The organism is Achromobacter sp. ACM05 (genome assembly GCF_019218915.1).
GTDB lineage: Bacteria > Pseudomonadota > Gammaproteobacteria > Burkholderiales > Burkholderiaceae_B > Achromobacter > Achromobacter animicus.
In genome coordinates this window covers 711,933-729,212 of the sequence record NZ_JAHUWQ010000003.1, presented here as the reverse complement: position 1 = coordinate 729,212, position 17,280 = coordinate 711,933, and the positions used below count along the sequence as shown (strand labels likewise).

The 17,280-nt window shown below is 66.7% G+C and carries 16 protein-coding genes; 9 read left to right on the top strand and 7 right to left on the bottom strand.

The annotated features are described in order from the left end of the window. Positions 1-112 precede the first annotated feature (112 nt). Positions 113-427 carry an ATP-dependent Clp protease adapter ClpS gene (clpS, locus tag KW836_RS21805; protein ID WP_056562630.1) on the bottom strand — a complete coding sequence of 105 codons (315 nt, stop codon included), beginning with the start codon at positions 425-427 and terminating at the stop codon, positions 113-115. 226 nt (positions 428-653) lie between these two features. Here clpS and KW836_RS21800 point away from each other — a divergent pair, with 226 nt between their 5' ends. Then, positions 654-899 (top strand): cold-shock protein, encoded by a 246-nt coding sequence (locus KW836_RS21800; protein WP_006220277.1) that lies wholly within the window; start codon positions 654-656, stop codon positions 897-899. A 94-nt stretch (positions 900-993) separates the two neighbouring features. Then, on the top strand, positions 994-1,536 hold the full coding sequence (locus KW836_RS21795; RefSeq protein ID WP_175138392.1) for a DUF192 domain-containing protein: 543 nt from the start codon (positions 994-996) through the stop codon (positions 1,534-1,536). Positions 1,537-1,641: 105 nt separating this feature from the next. Here the strand turns inward: KW836_RS21795 and pcaF are convergent, their stop codons facing one another. The 6 genes from pcaF to xseA form a co-directional block, all read right to left on the bottom strand. Further along, a complete protein-coding gene (gene pcaF / locus KW836_RS21790; RefSeq protein ID WP_175123475.1) occupies positions 1,642-2,847 on the bottom strand; it encodes a 3-oxoadipyl-CoA thiolase in 1,206 nt (401 codons plus the stop codon). 167 nt (positions 2,848-3,014) lie between these two features. Then, a complete protein-coding gene (locus KW836_RS21785) occupies positions 3,015-4,409 on the bottom strand; it encodes a chloride channel protein (protein ID WP_218344729.1) in 1,395 nt (464 codons plus the stop codon). Between the two features lie 142 nt (positions 4,410-4,551). Then, the gene (locus KW836_RS21780) at positions 4,552-6,258 is read right to left on the bottom strand and encodes a methyl-accepting chemotaxis protein (protein ID WP_218344728.1); all 1,707 of its coding nucleotides are present in this window, start codon (positions 6,256-6,258) and stop codon (positions 4,552-4,554) included. A gap of 279 nt (positions 6,259-6,537) precedes the next feature. After that, positions 6,538-7,116: a superoxide dismutase [Fe] gene (gene sodB / locus KW836_RS21775; RefSeq protein WP_056324270.1), complete on the bottom strand. Its 579-nt coding sequence runs from the start codon at positions 7,114-7,116 to the stop codon at positions 6,538-6,540. Between the two features lie 244 nt (positions 7,117-7,360). Continuing rightward, entirely contained in the window at positions 7,361-10,621 is a 3,261-nt protein-coding gene (locus KW836_RS21770; RefSeq protein WP_218344727.1) for an ankyrin repeat domain-containing protein, read from the bottom strand. A gap of 79 nt (positions 10,622-10,700) precedes the next feature. Next, a complete protein-coding gene (gene xseA, locus KW836_RS21765) occupies positions 10,701-12,068 on the bottom strand; it encodes an exodeoxyribonuclease VII large subunit (RefSeq protein WP_218344726.1) in 1,368 nt (455 codons plus the stop codon). Positions 12,069-12,420: 352 nt separating this feature from the next. Between xseA and KW836_RS21760 the strand changes: the two genes are divergently transcribed. From KW836_RS21760 to KW836_RS21730, 7 genes are all read left to right on the top strand, one after another. Then, positions 12,421-13,044: a MotA/TolQ/ExbB proton channel family protein gene (locus KW836_RS21760; protein ID WP_175138397.1), complete on the top strand. Its 624-nt coding sequence runs from the start codon at positions 12,421-12,423 to the stop codon at positions 13,042-13,044. Continuing rightward, on the top strand, positions 13,041-13,454 hold the full coding sequence (locus KW836_RS21755) for a biopolymer transporter ExbD (protein ID WP_175123481.1): 414 nt from the start codon (positions 13,041-13,043) through the stop codon (positions 13,452-13,454). The genes KW836_RS21760 and KW836_RS21755 overlap by 4 nt, the downstream gene beginning before the upstream one ends. Beyond that, entirely contained in the window at positions 13,451-14,590 is a 1,140-nt protein-coding gene (gene lpxK / locus KW836_RS21750; RefSeq protein ID WP_218344725.1) for a tetraacyldisaccharide 4'-kinase, read from the top strand. The genes KW836_RS21755 and lpxK overlap by 4 nt, the downstream gene beginning before the upstream one ends. A gap of 69 nt (positions 14,591-14,659) precedes the next feature. Then, positions 14,660-14,842, top strand: a complete 183-nt coding sequence (locus KW836_RS21745) for a Trm112 family protein (RefSeq protein ID WP_175123483.1) — start codon at positions 14,660-14,662, stop codon at positions 14,840-14,842. Between the two features lie 10 nt (positions 14,843-14,852). Continuing rightward, positions 14,853-15,617 carry a 3-deoxy-manno-octulosonate cytidylyltransferase gene (gene kdsB / locus KW836_RS21740; RefSeq protein WP_175123484.1) on the top strand — a complete coding sequence of 255 codons (765 nt, stop codon included), beginning with the start codon at positions 14,853-14,855 and terminating at the stop codon, positions 15,615-15,617. Positions 15,618-15,708: 91 nt separating this feature from the next. After that, a complete protein-coding gene (adk, locus tag KW836_RS21735; protein WP_175123485.1) occupies positions 15,709-16,365 on the top strand; it encodes an adenylate kinase in 657 nt (218 codons plus the stop codon). Positions 16,366-16,499: 134 nt separating this feature from the next. Next, positions 16,500-17,258 (top strand): 3-hydroxyacyl-CoA dehydrogenase, encoded by a 759-nt coding sequence (locus KW836_RS21730; protein WP_175123486.1) that lies wholly within the window; start codon positions 16,500-16,502, stop codon positions 17,256-17,258. Positions 17,259-17,280: the final 22 nt, after the last annotated feature.

Genomic DNA, 17,280 nt, shown 5'->3' with positions numbered 1-17,280 from the left:
GCATGTGCCGCGCGCTTCCCGTTACGCGGCAAAACCGTTCATCCCTGTGCCCGGGATGCAACCGGCAGCACAACGCCGCCATTGCTGGCGGCGCCATTGTGTTTTGTCGAGATCAAACCGGTTCCATCACGCACTGCAGCGGGTGTTGACGCGCCCGCGCATACTGACCGACCTGCGCGATCCGTGTGGCGGCGAGGTCACGGGGGTAAACCCCGCAGACGCCACGGCCTTCGTGATGCACTTGCAGCATGATGCGCGTCGCCTCTTCCTGGTTTTTATTGAAGAATTTCTGCAGCACTTTCACGACGAACTCCATCGGGGTGTAGTCGTCATTAAGCAGCAACACCTGGTACATCGGCGGCGGCGCAGTACGTGCCGGCGCCTTCTCGACGACCAAGTCATGCTGGGAATCCAAGGTAGAACTCATAGGGCGGGTATTCTATTTAAACTGGGGACGGCAACCACTCAACTTACTGAAAATTACACGCAGAAATACGTAGTATCCATACTTGACTAGGTCAAGAAAAGCGGCGCATTATCCACGCATTCTGGGGTTTTCAATTTACCGAAAATCTGCCAGGAAGCCGGAGGGGGGACAGGGGTCTAGACCACAATGCCCTTCTGTCAACATACGATTCAATGAGGCAGGCCGCATGTCTGATACGACCGCAACCGCCGTCCAAGGGGACAATCCCAAATCGACGGGCACCGTCAAATGGTTCAACGATGCAAAGGGGTTTGGCTTCATTACGCCCGACGATGGCGGTGAAGATCTGTTCGCCCACTTCTCGTCCATCCAGATGAATGGTTTTAAAACCCTGAAAGAAGGCCAGAAAGTGGCCTTCGAGATTATCCAGGGGCCTAAAGGAAAACAGGCGCTCAATATTACGGCTGCCTGAGTTACCCTTTAAAGCGCAACGGTAAGGTTGCGCCATTATCCAGGCGGGGCTTTCGGGCCCCGCCTTGTTATTTTTCTTAATACTCCGCCGGGCCATGCTGAAGATTGCCGTTTTGTTTCCCATTGTTCGTACGCTGTTCAAAACAACCTTCAACAAGGCAACGTCAGCGGCAAACGCGGGCGGCCGCAAGGCGCCGGTGATCGCCGCCGCCGCCATCGCGATCGCAGCCGCCCTGCCCCTGCCCGCCAGCGCCCAGCAGCAGACCGGCCCGCAGCCGCGTCTGCCCACGACGCAATTGTCGGCCGGAATCCATATTATCCGCGCAGAAGTTGCAAACACGGACGCCACGCGGCGCGACGGTCTGATGTTCCGCAGGGAGCTGCCGGGCAACGACGGCATGCTGTTCGTCTTCGACCAGCCGGACGTGCAGTGCTTCTGGATGCGCAACACGCTGCTGCCCCTGTCGATTGCCTTTATCGCCGACGACGGCACGATCGTCAACATTGAAGACATGGCGCCGCAGACCGAAGACCCGCATTGCGCAAAGAAGCCGGTGCGCTACGCGCTGGAAATGGCGCAAGGCTGGTTCGGCAAGCACGGCATCACTGCCGGGAAAAAGCTCGACGGCCTGCCCTGACGCCTTCCGGCAGACCGCCCCGGCAGGTAATGACAAAGGGAGCCCGAGGGCTCCCTTGTTGTTTGCCGGACAGCGCGACGCGCGCCGCCGGCCGTACCACGCGCCTTACACGCGTTCGATGATCAGCGCGATGCCTTGGCCGACGCCGATGCACATCGTGCACAGCGCGTAGCGGCCGCCGGTGCGATGCAACTGGTTGATGGCCGTGGTGGCCAGACGCGCGCCGCTGGCGCCCAGCGGGTGGCCCAGGGCGATCGCGCCGCCGTTGGGGTTCACGCGCGGATCGTTGTCGGCGATGCCAAGCTGGCGCAGCACGGCCAGACCTTGCGCGGCGAACGCTTCGTTCAGTTCGATCACGTCCATCTGATCCAGCGTCAGGCCGGTCTGGGCCAGCACCTTCTGCGTGGCGGGCGCCGGACCGATGCCCATGATGCGCGGCGCGACGCCAGCGGTTGCCATGCCGACGACGCGGGCACGCGGGGTCAGACCATGGCGGGCGGCGGCCTTTTCATCGGCCAGCAGCAGCGCGGCGGCGCCGTCGTTCACGCCCGACGCGTTGCCGGCCGTGACGCTGCCGCCTTCGCGGACCACGCCCTTGAGCTTGGCCAGCGATTCCAGCGACGTTTCACGCGGGTGCTCGTCCTTGGAGACGATGATCGGGTCCCCCTTTTTCTGGGCGATCGACACGGGCACGATCTCGGCGTCGAAGAATCCTTCCTTCTGAGCGCGCGCGGTCTTTTCCTGGCTGGCCAGCGCGAACAGATCCTGGTCGGCGCGGCTGATGTTGAAATCGTCGGCGACGTTTTCGGCGGTCTCGGGCATCGAGTCCACGCCGTATTGCGCCTTCATCAGCTTGTTGATGAAACGCCAGCCGATGGTGGTGTCATAAATGGCGGCGCTGCGCGAGAAGGCGCTGTCGGCCTTGCCCATGACGAACGGGGCGCGGCTCATGCTTTCCACGCCGCCGGCCAGCATCAGGCCGGCTTCTCCGGCGCGGATGGCGCGCGCGGCGGTGCCGATGGCGTCCAGACCCGAGCCGCACAAGCGGTTGACCGTGGCGCCGGGCACTTCGACCGGCAGGCCGGCCAACAGCGTGGCCATGCGGGCCACGTTGCGGTTGTCTTCGCCCGCCTGGTTGGCGCAACCCATGATGGCGTCGTCGAGTTCTTCCCAGCGCACGCCAGGATTGCGCGCCGCCAGCGCCTTGATGGCTACGGCAGCCAGATCGTCGGGCCGCACGGAAGCCAGCGCACCGCCGTAGCGGCCGAAGGGGGTACGAATCGCATCACAGATAAAGGCATTCACGGTCATGGGAAGCTCGAAGTGAAGTGAAAGAACTCGGGATCGGACGATGTTAACGCAGCGGTTTCGCGCCAAGTTGGTGCGTTACCCGGATGTCCGCAGAACGGACAGTGTCCAGTAGACGTTCACATTGGACCGGCGCGCGCGTGCACGGAACCGGGCCGCCATGCCCAGGATCAGTGCGCGCCGGCCTTGGCCGCGCGGCCCGCGTCGACGATGGCCTGACGGCGGAAACGGCCGGCCGCCAGATGGTAGAACGGCTGCGGGCAGAATTGGCGCGACACGCCCGACGCCAGCAATGACCCGACCAGCAGCCAGAACAGCATCGGCTGGCTGCCCGTCATTTCCATCACCACGACGCTCGCCGTCAAGGGCGCCTGGGTAGCGGCCGCCAGAAAGGCCGCCATGGACAGCAGCACCAGCACGCGCTGGTCGACGCCCTCGCCTGCCAACTCCCAGATGTGATGGCCGATGCCCGCGCCCGTGGTCAGCGCCGGCGTGAAGATGCCGCCGGGAATGCCCGCCCAATAGGACGCGACGGTGGCCGCCAGCTTGGCCAGGCCAAAGCCGTCCGGCACCGCGTCCTTGCCGTTGAGCAGGTCAGCCGCGACGGCGTAGCCGGTGCCGTACACGCTGCCCGCGGTGCACAGGCCGATCACCGCCAGCGCCAGGCCCATGATGAACGCCGTCCAGATCGGATGCATCCGGATCCACGCGCGCCACGACTGCGGCGCCGCGCCGATCGGGCCCTTGCCCAGCAGGCGGGCGAAGATGCCGCCCAGCGCGCCGTTGAGGGCGCCGCAGATGACGATCCACATCACCATGTTCTGCGACAGGGGTGCGCCGGCAAAGACGCCGAAATAAGGATTGTTGCCTTCCACCGCCACCACCAGGAAGCCGGCGGCCAGCACGCCGATCAGCACCAGCCGCTGCCAGCGCAGCACGGTGCCGCGCCCCAGTTCCTCGATGGCGAAGATGACGCCGGCCAGCGGCGCGTTGAAGGCCGCCGCCAGGCCGCCGGCGGCGCCCGCTGCGATCAGCTCGTTGGCGTGAAAGCCGCGCAGCTGCAAACCGCGGCGTTTCCAGAAATCGCCCCACGCCAGCATCAGCGCCGCGCCGACCTGCACGGAAGGACCCTCGCGGCCGATCGACGCGCCGCACAGCATGCCGAAGAACGCCAGCGGTATCTTCCAAAGGCTTTGGGCCAGCGACACCAGGCTGTTCTGGCTGGGGCCCGGCGGCAGCGACAAGGCGCCGATGACTTGCGGAATGCCGCTGCCGGAAGCGTTGGGCGCGAAACGCAGCGTGAGCCAGCGCAGCGCGGCCAGCCCAAACGGCATGACCAGCAACGCCAGCCAGCCGTTGTAGGCGACCCACTGGCGGTTCCAGGCCAGCGCCTTGTCGGCCAGATAGGTAAAGCCCAGCGACATGAGCGCCACCAACGCGGCGCCGCCGAGCAACAGCCCGAGCTGCACGCTCTTCCTGGACAGACGGTTGATCTGGCGCACCTTGCGGCGCGCCAGCCGGCGTGTTCGGGCGATGACGCGACGGACGGGGTCGGGCAGACTCATGGACGGGGACAGGGCGGCGTGGGGAGGTTGCCAACCTTACCATCCCATCCTGACCCGTAGCCGAAAGAATGCAGCGTTGCGCACGCGCAAGCGCGGACGGGAACGGCCGGTCAACGGCCGTCCATCACGACGCGGCAAGGCTTCAGAACGACGACCACTCGTCCTGAGAAGCGCCTGCCAGCGCGGGCCGGGCCTGCGCCACACGGGCTGCCGGCGCGGCGGGCTTGCGCACCGCCTCCCGTTCGGCCGGCAGCAGCCGGGCTTGCGCCTGAACCGCAGATCCACTGCCTGCATCCACCTTGAAGCGGCGCACTTCCTGCGCCAGACGCGTGGCCTGCTCCTGCATGCTGGCTGCGGCGGCCGCGGCTTCCTCGACCAGGGCGGCGTTCTGCTGAGTCACCGTGTCCATCTGCGAGACGGCCTGGTTCACCTGCCCGATGCCGGTCGATTGCTCTTCCGATGCGCCCGAGATCTCGCGCACCAGCGTCGCGACCTGGCGCACGCTGTCCACCACTTCGCGCATCGTGCGTCCGGCCTCGTCGACCTGACGCGAGCCGCCTTCGACGCGCGTCACGGATTCGTCGATCAGGGCCTTGATTTCCTTTGCAGCTACAGCGGAACGCTGGGCCAGCGTGCGCACCTCGCCCGCCACGACCGCGAAGCCGCGGCCTTGCTCGCCCGCGCGCGCCGCTTCCACGGCGGCATTGAGCGCGAGGATGTTGGTCTGGAACGCGATGCCGTCGATCACGCCCGTGATGTCGGCAATGCGGCGCGAACTGTCCGAGATCGCGCTCATGGTCTGCACCACGCCCTCGACCACCTCGCCGCCGCGCACGGCGACGTTCGACGCCTGGCTGACCAGGCGGTCGGCCTCGCTGGCGTTGTTGGCGTTCTGCTGCACCGTGCTGGTCAGCTCTTCCATCGAGGCCGCGGTTTCCTCGAGCGAGGAGGCCTGCTCTTCCGTGCGTTGCGACAGATCGGCGTTGCCCTGCGCAATCTGCGACGACGCCGACGCAATGTTTTCACAGCCGTCGCGCACGTCCTTGACGATACGGGCCAGGCTTTCGTTCATGGCCTTGAGCGCGCCCATCAGATCGCCGGTCTCGTCGCGCGTGACCACGCGGATATCGGTGGTCAGGTCGCCCGCGGCCACCTGGCGTGCGGCCGATACGGCCTCGGTCAGCGGGCGAACGATGCCGCGCGTTACCAGCAAACCGAGCAGCATGCCGATCGCCACACCCGCGACAGCCAGCGCAATCATGATCGCGCGGACGGTGCCATAAAGGTCCGTGCCTTCTTGCACCGAGCGCTCGGCAGACTTTTCCTTGCTGATGGCCAGACTGGTCATCAGGTCGTCCAGCTTTTGCGACGCGACGATGACGCGCTTCTCGATCTCGGCCACGCGCGGATCGCTCTGCGTCAGCGGCTGCGACTTGGCCGCGTCGAAGAATGCCGTCGCCTCGCGCTTCCAGACCTGCTCGGTTTCCCTGAACTGCGCCAGCAGTTCGCGGGTCTGTGCTTCCTGGAAGTTCGCGGCTGCCTTCTCGCGCAGCACGTCCATGTTCTTGACCGCGTCGTCGAACTGCTTGCGCAGCGCCTGCCGGTCTGCCTCGGTCGACGCCGCCAGATATGCGTTGCGCGCACGTCCTGCGTAGATCAGATTGATGTTGGCTTCCTTCAGATCCGAAATGCCGCGCAATTCGGTGTCGTAAAGCCTGTCATTCATTTCATTGATACGCGACAGCCCCCATACCCCGAAGGCCCCGATCGCACCGCCTATCACCGCCACCAGCAAAAACGCGCCTGTCAGGCGAGCGCCGATACGCATCCCCTTAAATAACCGCAACATGCTTCCCTTCCCTGTATGTGCCCCGGCTTGTGGCGGCGTTGCCGCAGCCAGGCGCTCCGGGGTGCAAGCGCTGACCGGGGAGGAACGATATCGACGTTTGGTCTAGGGCTTACCCGGAGAAAAAGCCAGTTCAGGCGTCAGTTCCGTGTAATGAACGCGACAGTCGACAGGGTTTTCGAAACTGACTTTTTGCTGAACAAAAGAAAACCCCTCGCCGGGGCGAGGGGTCGTGTTTCCGGGCATGCGGCGCTAAGACCGCATGCGCGCCGGAACCGCCGATCAGGCGAAGTTCTTGGCAGCGAAATCCCAGTTCGCCAGGGCCCAGAAGTTTTCCAGGTACTTGGGACGCGCGTTACGGTAGTCGATGTAGTACGCGTGTTCCCAGACATCACAGGTGAGCAGCGGCTTGTCGGCCGTCGTGAGCGGGGTGGCGGCGTTGCTGGTGTTGACGATGTCGACCGAACCGTCGGCCTTCTTGACCAGCCAGGTCCAGCCCGAACCGAAGTTGCCGGCAGCCGACTTGTTGAAGGCTTCCTTGAAGGCGTCGAAGCTGCCCCACTTGGCGTTGATGGCGTCAGCCAGCGCGCCCGTCGGTGCGCCGCCGGCCTTGGGAGCCAGGCTGTTCCAGTAGAACGTGTGGTTCCAGACCTGGGCAGCGTTGTTGAAGATGCCGCCCGAGGACTTCTTCACGATGTCTTCCAGCGACAGCGTTTCGAATTCCGTACCCGGGATCAGGTTGTTCAGATTCGTGACGTACGTCTGGTGATGCTTGCCGTAGTGGAACTCCAGCGTTTCCTTGGAGATGTGCGGCGCCAGAGCGTCGAGTTCGTAAGGCAGGGGGGGAAGAGTATGTGCCATGTGATGGTTCCTTCTGTTGAGAGCACGATCAAGCCGGTCAATTGTATCGGCAACTCCTGAGGATACCGTGTTAACCCCGCGCTGGCGCGGGGTTAACGGGCACATGCTTATGACCGCATGTTGTTGCGCCCGCGCGCGGCGGCGCGCACGGCCTCACTGCATGGCCTCACCGCATGGCCTCACCGCATGGCCTCACCACATGGCCTCACCACATGGCCTCACCGCATGGCGTCACCACATAGCGTCACTTCACGTAACGTAGCTCCTGCCCGCTGCCGGTTTCGACCAGCGCGCCGTCCTTATCCATGGCCAGGACCTTGTGCAGCGGCGCGCTGCCCGCGTCGTCGGGCACGTCGACGTCGATGCGCACGGCCCGCGTGGCGGCGTCGATGCGGGCCACGTCCACCTCGTGCCAACGTCCACCAGACGGCGCCGGCACGAAGACGGCCAGCGCCTTCAACGCGCCTGCCGCGATGGGCACGGAGACGCCGTCCGCCCCTTCCGATTGGCGCGGCCCGCCGCCGTAGTCCTGATCGGCCGATGACACCGCCACGTCGATATTGACCGGACGGCCACGGTGATACACGCGCACCGTCAGCATGCCGGGTTCGGCCGGCCTGGTGTCCGCGCGCACGTTCGCGATGGCGGAGTACGGCCGCAGCGGCGGCGTGTCCAGGAACACCTGTTTGCCGTCGCTGCGCCAGACGCCCCGCGCGTTGATGTCGACGGCGCCATAACTCAGGAAGTACTCGAAGCTGCCGTCTTCCAGAAGCAGCAATTCGCTGCCGACTTCCCGCACGCCGCGCAGGTAGTAATGACCCGGAACGCGCACGGCTTCCGAAGACTTGCTGGCGGCTTTGGATCCCACACGCCGGCCTTGCGCGGGCGGCGGCGCGCAGTCCGCCCGCAGCGTGATGCCCGCATCCTGCAGGACGCGCGCAAAGGCCGGATCGGATTGGCAGGCAAGCGCCGTGCGGAACGACTGGCCCGGCGGCGCCACCGCCGCGTCGAAGCGCGCGTGGTGCTGCGCCAATAAGGACAGCATGGCGGGCTGGCCGGTTTCAAGTGCGATCCACGCAGGACCGCGGCCCGAGCCGTCGCCGGCATCAGGGCTGGCGCCGGCGTCGAGCAACGCTTGGGCGAGGTCCCGGCGTCCCAGCCGGATGGCAGCGTTCAGGGGCGTATCGCCGTCGGGCAGCGGCGCATCCAGATCCGTGCCCGACGCCTTCAACAGACGCAATACCTGCACCACAGTGTCATGCCGCGCGGTGACCAGCTCCCGGCTATGCAGCAGCATCGACACGATGCGATCGGGCAAGGTACGTCCATCCCGCGCGCATGACGATGGCTGACCGGTGAAACCGGCCGCATGCAGTGCTGCAAAGTAGCCAGGCTTGTCGATCAGCACGAACTCCCCGTTGTCTGGCATGCACGCTTGCGCAACCGACTGGCGGTTCGCCGCGCTCACGCGGCGCACCGTTTCCATGTCGCCGGACGCCACGGCGGCATTGAGCAGTGCGTACGGGTTGGGCGCGACCGGCAGCCGCGGGTCGTCCAACCGCGCGCCGGCGCGCAGCAGCCGATCCAGCATGGCGGTGTCCTGACGACCGATCAGCCAATACAAAGCGCTCTCGCCGTCCGGCGCGATGGCGGCGGGGTCCGCGCCCCTGGCCAGCAATGCATCGACGACCGCCACCTGGCCCGAGGTCGCCGCCAGGAGTAGCGGCGGCGTGCCGCGCGGATCGTCCGGGCTTGGCGGCCAGGCATCGCGGTCGGCCCCGTCCCCGGACGCTTTATCGTCCGCCGTTACCGCGGGGTCCACGTACGGATTCACCGGCACGCCCGCCTCGATCAGCATCAAGGCCAGCGCCGTATCGCGGCTTTCGAGCGCCTGGCGAATGGCGCTTGCGTCCAGCGTCTTCATGTCGAATCCCGCGTCCGCGAACATGCGCAGCACTGCCGCGCCCTGCCCGCCCGGCTGCCGCAGCAGTTGCGCGACAGGCGAGTCGGCGGGGTTCTGCAGTGCCGCGCGCAGCGCGTCGGGTTTCATCGCCGCCAACAGGGTGCGCAGCAGCGCGGTGTCTCGGGCCCGCACCGCAACCTCCAGCGCCGACCGGCGGTCGTAGCCTTCGCGCCGCAAGCCCGGATCGGCGCCCCCGGCCAGCAGCGCCTTCACGACGCCGGAATTGCCGGCTTCGACGGCATCGGCCAGCGGCGTGTTGCCATGCGGTTCCGCGGGATCGCCGTCGACCGGCGCACCGAGGGCCAGGAGGCGCTGCACGGTCTGCGTGTCGCCGCGCTGGGCCGCCAGGTTCAGGATCGGCCGATTGCCCATCTGGGGCTTGGCGAATGTCAGGCCGCCCGAGCCCACTTGCGGGCCGCGTTGCGCGAAGGGCATGCCCGCGCGCAGCAATTGTTCGGCGATTGCGGGGTGGCCGCCTTCGACCGCTGCTTGCGCCGCATCCAGCCACACGTCACGGTCGCCGGTTTCTCCGTACGCCGTGGCCGGGATCGTGCGAGGGCCCACCTCCATCAGGTACGACACGGCCTGCGCATCGCCTTCATAGGCGGCGAACGCCAGGGCGGTCAGTTCCTCTTCATAGGCAGGCCGGCTGCCCGTGGCGGCCAGCGCTCGCAGCGCCTCTGCACCTTCCGTCAGTTCCACCAGGGGCAACCACGCAAGGAAGTCCGCCGCGGGCCGCGTCTTGCCCTGTCCGTCCTTCAAGACACTTGACGCGGCGGTATCGGCGTCGAGCGCCGCATACGGGCGGCTGGCGCCGGCGCCGAACAAGGCCACCACCATGCGCGTCAGGCTCTTGCGGTCGACGAGGCGCGGCAGGTAGGTCTGGCGCACCGCGAATTCGAAATCGCGGTGCAGCAGGAATTCCAGCGGGGTGTTGTTCTGATCACCCCGCTGGTCGGGGTTGGCGCCCGCGGCCAGCAACGCCTCCATGATGGCTGGAGTGCCATACAACAGCGCCAGGTGGAGCGGCGGCCGGCGCGATTCGTACGTGATGTCGTTCAGGTCCGGCTTGGTGGCCAGCAGCGCGGCCAGCATGCGCGCGCGGGCCGGCAGGCCGGTCTCGTGCGCCTGGCGCAACCGCGCCGCGTCTTCCGGCGTCATGTCCCAATACACGTACTGCGACCGCAGATCACGTGGCGGCATCAGCAAGGCGTGCAGCAAGGGGACGCCGTCACGGGCATAGTCGCCGGGCCGTTCGACTTGCGCCAGCGCGGCCAGGAATGCCGCCTCGTCGTTGCGCCCGGCTGCTGCGAACAGGGCCTCCGACTCCGGCGTGTCGGCGCTTTTGTATTCGCGGTACGGTGACGCGCAGTTGCAATCGGCGGCTGCGGCTGAGGGTGGCGTGATTGAGGGTGCGGTGGCTGCGGGCGCTGTCGGGGAAGCGGCTGCGTTTTCCGCGTAGGCCACGGAGCCAACCCCGGTCGCCCAGATCGCCGCGGCCAGTCCGGTGGCCGCCCAATTCAGATTTCTGTCGTGGAACATCCTGCCGCCATGATTCGGGTGGAGAGGATTTGCGTGCGATCGCGCCGCGCGCAGTCCCCTGTCGGGGCTCGCGGAAAAACTAGCTTGGGTCGCGCGTGGAACGCGTGGATTGCACCTGGACCTGAGCCCCGCCCTGCGCGAAGCTCAGGTCGAGCGGCTGGCCCGCCGACAGCGCGGCCGCGTCACGAACAATGCGGCCCTCCGCGTCGCGGGCGATCGCGTAACCGCGCGCCAGCGTATTGCCCGGATCCAGGGCGCGCAGTTGCGCCGAGGCGGCGGCAAGGCGATTGCGCCGCTGCACCAGCAGGCGGGCATGGGCCTGCCCCAGTTGACGCACGGCGCCCGCCAGACGTTCGGCGGCCCTGCCCGTGTCCGGCACGCGATGGCCAAGGCGCTGCGCCAGCAGATTGACGCGCGCGGCGCGCCGGCCTTGCGGCGCGGACCAGGCCGAGGCCAGTCGGTATTGCAGGCTGTTCAAGCGCTCGCGCTGGTGTTGCAGGCGTTGTGCCGGGGACACCAACTGCGCGGTGGCGCGGTCCAGGCGCTGCGCTGCCCGCTCCAGCCGGCGCTGCTGGCCGCGCACCAGGGTTTGCAGTGTCTGCATGACGCGGCCCAGCAATTCGGCGCGCGGCGCGCAGGCCAGTTCGGCCGCGGCGGTGGGCGTGGGCGCCCGCAGGTCGGACACGAAGTCCACGATGGTGAAGTCGGTTTCGTGACCCACGCCGCTGATGACGGGAATCTCACTGACCGCCACCTGGCGCGCCAGGTCTTCGTCGTTGAAGCTCCAGAGGTCTTCGATGCTGCCGCCGCCCCGCACCAGCAGGAGCGTATCGACCTCGGCCCGCTCGTTGGCCAGACGCAACTGCGCGGCCAGCTTGTTGGCGGCATCCGCCCCCTGAACCGGGGCCGGATAGATGATGACCGGCACCTGCGGCGCCCGCCGGGCCAGGGCCGACAGCACATCACGCAGCGCTGCCGCATGCAGCGAGGTGATCACCCCGATCGCACGGGGCAGACGGACGGGCTCGCGCTTGCGGGCCGGATCGAACAGCCCCTCGGAGGCCAGTTGCTCTTTGAGGCGCAAAAAAGCCTCGTACAGATTCCCTAATCCTGCCCGCCGCATGGCGTCAGCCTGGAGCTGATAGTCGCCCCGCGGTTCGTACAGGGAAACGCGCGCCCGGATCTCGACCTGGTCGCCCGCCCGGGGCACGAAGCCCACGGCGCTGGCGCGGCTGCGGAACATGACGGCCCGCACGGAGGCCCGGCTGTCCTTGAGCGTGAAGTACCAATGCCCGGACGCCGCCTGCGTGAAATTGGAAATCTCGCCGCGAACCCACAGCGCCGGGATGCTGCGTTCCAGCAACTGCCCCACTGCTTGGTTTAGCTGGGCAACTGTAAGGATTTCCCGCGCAAATGCGTTGTTTGTGACTGGGAGCTCAATTGTCATGGGGCTTTCCGATGCGAACCTGTCCACAGGGCAGGCGGAGCGGGGCGCAATGATACCGCGTTCGCAGAAATTTGCACGAACTGCCCAGAAAGCCAGCAAATTCGGTGCAAATCATTGATTTATAAGGACTTATATAGGACACGGCAGTGCGCGCATTTGAAGCAAACAAGCGCAAGCCCCGTGCCCATAAGCCTTCCGGCTGAGTTCTACACAGAATTATCCACAGATTCTGTGGATAATTCGGGTCTTCCCCTGCCTTGCCACATACGCGCCGCACCGTTACAGTTTCGGCTTGTTCAGATGCCACTGAGCGCCGCTTGCGGCGCCTTCGGCTCCTCAGGAGTTGACCGCTTTGCTTTCCATTCTGCGCGAGGCCGGCTGGCCCATCTGGCCCCTGCTGGCGACATCCGTGCTGGGCCTGGCGCTGATCTTCGAGCGCTTTTTGTCCCTGCGCCGAAACCTGGTGATGCCGCGCGGCCTGAACGAGCAGGTCGCCGAAATGCTGCGCAACCACCAGGACACGCCAGACTCGATCCACCGGCTGGAACGCAATTCGCCGCTGGGCCGCGTGCTGGCCGAAGTGATGCGCCACCGCCACTTGCCCCGCGAAGAACTGCGCAACGTGGTCGAAGACACTGGCCGCGCCGTCGCGCATGATCTCAGCCGCTACATTTCCGCCATCGGCACCATCGCCGTCGTCGCCCCGCTGATGGGCCTGTTCGGCACGGTCGTCGGCATGATCGAAATCTTCGGCTCCTACACGCCCGGCGGCGGCGACCCCGCCCAACTGGCGCGCGGCATTTCGATCGCGCTCTACAACACCGGTTTCGGCATTCTGATCGCCATTCCCGCCATGATCGCGCACCGCTATCTGCGCGGCCGCGTGGATGGCTACCTCAACGCCATGGAACAGGCTGCATCGCGCTTGATCCGCGCCCTTGCGCCGGCGCGCGCCTCCCGCGAGGCCCGCCCATGAATTTCCGCGGTTCCCGGGGCGACCGCGATGAGCTGGACATCAACCTGATTCCGCTCATCGACGTCCTGCTGGTCATCCTCATCTTCCTGGCGGCCACCACGTCGTTCACCCGGTTCACGCAGTTGAAGGTGACGTTGCCCCAGGCATCGTCCGAACAGGACACGCCGCCCGCGCTGGAAGTCGCGGTCAGCCAGGATGGCCGCTACGCCCTGAACGGCACCCTGATCGACGTCTCCACGCCGCCCGAAATCGCCGACGCCCTGCGCCAGGCCGCGGCCGGCAAGACCGAGCCGCTCGTCATCATCAATGCCGACGCCCAGGCCACCCACCAGTCCGTGATCAACATCATGGAAGCCGCGCGCCTTGCCGGCATCGGCCGCGTCAATTTCGCCGCCCAGACCAACCGTTGAAAACCCGACGCGCATCACTGCTGGCCCGCCAATGGCAGCGCGGCGGCTGGCTGTCCACCGCCCTGCGCCCGTTGTCCGCGCTGACCGCCTGGGCGGTCGAGCGCAAGCGCGCGCGCTACGCCAGCGGCGCCAAGGTGTCCTACCGGCCGCCCGTGCCCGTGGTCGTGATCGGCAATATCTTCGTGGGCGGCACGGGCAAGACGCCCATGGTGATCGCCACCGTCGAAAACCTGCGGGCCCGCGGCTACACGCCGGGCGTGGTCAGCCGGGGTTATGGCGTCAAGGTCGGTCCCCATCCGCGGGTCGGGCTGGGCGACCTGGAAGCCGCTCGATTCGGCGACGAACCCGCGCTGATCGCGCGCGCCACCGGCGCCCCCGTGTGCATCCACCCCAAGCGCGCCCTCGCCGCCCAGGTGTTGCTGCAGGCGCATCCGAAGGTCGATGTCATCGTCTCGGACGACGGCCTGCAACATCTGGCGTTAGCTCGGGACATCGAAATCGTCGTGCAGGACCAGCGCGGCGTGGGCAACCGGCGCCTGCTGCCCGCCGGCCCGCTGCGCGAACCCGCCAGCCGTCTGGCCGACGTGGACGCCGTGGTCACGAATATCGGTACGCCCGGCGCCTCGACTGCAGTGTCTGACACCGTTGAGGCGCCTTCGCAGCATGACGGCCGCCTCCCAACGGTGGCAGACACCCGGCCGCGCCATATCCAGATGTGGCTTGAACCCGGCCTGGCGCGCCATATCGGGGGACACGCCACGCAGCCGCTATCGGCCTTTGCCGGGCAGCCGCGCATCGCGGCCGCGGCCGGCATCGGCAATCCGGAGCGCTTTTTTGCCACGCTGCGGGCAGCCAGCATCACGCTATCCGCGACGCTTCCCCTGCCCGATCACCACGACTACGCTTCGTCCCCCTTCCAGGCGCTGGATGCCGACGTCATCCTGGTGACCGCCAAGGACGCCATCAAATGCGGCGCCTTGAACGATCCCCGCTTGTGGGAAGTGCCGGTGCAAGCCGCGTTCTCCGACCCGAGGCTCTTTGACTGGCTGGCCGACGCGCTGCGCGCTCGCAAAGAGCGCCCGGGTCGTGAGCAGAACGGTGCGAGCGAAAACCGGGGCCGCAACCCAACGGCGTAACAGGCCGCTTGCCGCAACCCCGACGCGCCGCGCGCTGTCCGGCGGCAAAACTGTTTTAGAATCGCGGTCATGGAATCCCGCCTTCTCGACATCCTCGTTTGCCCCTTGTGCAAGGGCCGCCTCGAACACGACCGGCAGCAGGCCGAACTGGTCTGCCGTGCGGACCGGCTGGCCTTCCCGCTGCGCGACGGCATTCCGGTCATGCTGGAATCCGAGGCCCGCGCGCTGGACGACACCGCCGCCCCTCGCTGAACGCCGCATCGTGAGCTTCATCGCCATCATCCCGGCACGCACCGCGTCGACCCGGTTGCCTGACAAGCCGCTGGCCGACATCGCCGGCAAGCCGATGGTCGTGCGCACCGCCGACCGTGCTGCCCTGTCCCGCGCCTCGCAGATCTTCATCGCCACCGATGACGGGCGCGTGCAGCAGGCGGCGCAGGCGCACGGCTTGCGCGCCCTGATGACCCGTGGCGATCACCCCACCGGCACCGACCGGTTGGCCGAAGCGGTCGAGCAGCTTGGCCTGCCCGACGACGCCATCGTGGTGAACGTGCAGGGCGACGAGCCCCTGATCGAACCCGAACTCATCGACGCGGTGGCGGCCAAGCTGCAAGCGTATCCGCAGGCTGACATCGCCACCTGTGCCTGCCCTCTGGCCGATGCCGAGGCGCTGTTCAATCCCAACGTCGTCAAGCTGGTCTGCGCCGCCGACGACCGCGCGCTGTATTTTTCGCGCGCCCCCATTCCCTGGGCGCGGGACGCGCTGGCCGGCGGCGAACGCGTGCTGGCGCAGGGACTGCCCGCCTGGCATCACATCGGCCTGTACGCCTACCGCGCGTCGTTCCTGCGCCGCTTCCCGACCCTGCCGCAAGGCGCGCTGGAACGCTTCGAATCGCTGGAGCAATTGCGGGCCATGGAACACGGCCACGTCATCGTCGTCCATCGGGCGTCGACGCCTCCTGCGGGTGGGGTAGATACCCCGGCCGATCTCGAGCGCGTCCGCTTGATCTACAGCAATCAGATATAAGGGTTATTTCCCATGGCGCAGCCCCGCATTGGCTGCTGCGTTGCGGCATAATCCCCCGGATCACAAAAAATAAACCCCTTCAGGAGCACTCATGCGTCTCATCTTGCTCGGACCCCCCGGCGCCGGCAAAGGCACCCAGGCCGCGTTTCTAACGCAGCACTTCGGCATTCCCCAGATCTCCACCGGCGACATGCTGCGCGCCGCGGTGAAAGCGGGCACCCCGCTGGGTATTGAAGCCAAGAAGGTCATGGACGCCGGCGGCCTGGTTTCCGACGAGATCATCATCGGCCTCGTGCAAGACCGCCTGACGCAGCCCGACTGCGCCAACGGTTACCTGTTCGACGGCTTTCCCCGCACCATCCCGCAGGCCGACGCGCTCAAGAGCGCCGGCGTCAAGCTGGACTACGTCGTGGAAATCGCCGTGCCCGAAGAAGACATCATCGAACGCATGAGCGGACGCCGCGTGCACCAGCCCAGCGGTCGCAGCTATCACGTGCGCTTCAACCCGCCCAAGATCGAAGGCAAGGACGACGTCACCGGCGAGGACCTGGTCCAGCGCGACGACGACCGCGAGGAAACCGTGCGCCATCGCCTGTCGGTGTACCGCGAGCAGACGCGTCCGCTGGTCGACTACTACTCGGCCTGGGCGCAGCAAGATTCCGCCGCTGCCCCGAAGTACCGCAAGATCTCGGGCGTGGGCGCCGTCGACGAAATCAAGTCGCGCCTGTTCGAAGCCGTTCAAAGCTGATCGGCGTCTCGATGGCCCGAAGGCCTTCGGCGCCGGCCGGACGCAGCGCGTCCCGGCCCAGGCCCGAAGGCCTTGTTGCATCCGGCGCCCGGCGCGCCGCCTTCCTTCCCTTGAACTGATCTGGTGGTACACACATGGAAATCGCGAACAAGGTATTCATCGTTACCGGCGGCGCATCCGGCCTGGGCGCCGGCACCGCCCGCATGCTGGTCGAACATGGCGCCAAGGTCGTCATTGCCGACCTGCAGGACGAGCCGGGCGAAGCCCTCGCCAAGGAACTCGGCCAGCGCTACGTGCACTGCGACGTGACGCAGGAAGCCGACGGCAAGAAGGTCGTGGCCGCCGCGCTGGAACTGGGCTCGCTGTTTGGTCTGGTCAACTGCGCGGGTGTGGCTCCCGCCGCCAAGATTGTCGGCAAGAATGGCGCGCACCCGCTGGAACTCTTTCAGAAAGTCGTGTCGATCAACCTGATCGGCAGCTTCAACATGATGCGTCTGGCCGCCGAGGCCATGAGCGCCAATACGCCCGAGCCCACCGGCGAACGCGGCGTGATGATCAACACGGCATCCGTCGCTGCCTTTGACGGCCAGATCGGCCAGGCGGCCTATGCCGCGTCCAAGGCAGGCGTTGCGGGCATGACGCTGCCGATCGCGCGCGACCTGTCCAAGACCGGCATCCGCTGCATGACCATCGCTCCGGGCATCTTCGGCACCCCGATGATCTTCGGCATGCCGCAGGAAGTGCAGGACTCGCTGGCCGCCAGCATCCCCTTCCCCGCGCGCCTGGGCCGCCCGGAAGACTACGCCAAGCTGGTCCACAGCATCATCACCAACGACATGCTGAACGGCGAAACCATCCGTCTTGACGGCGCGATCCGCATGCCGCCGAAGTAATTCAGCTTCATGGCCGGTCCGT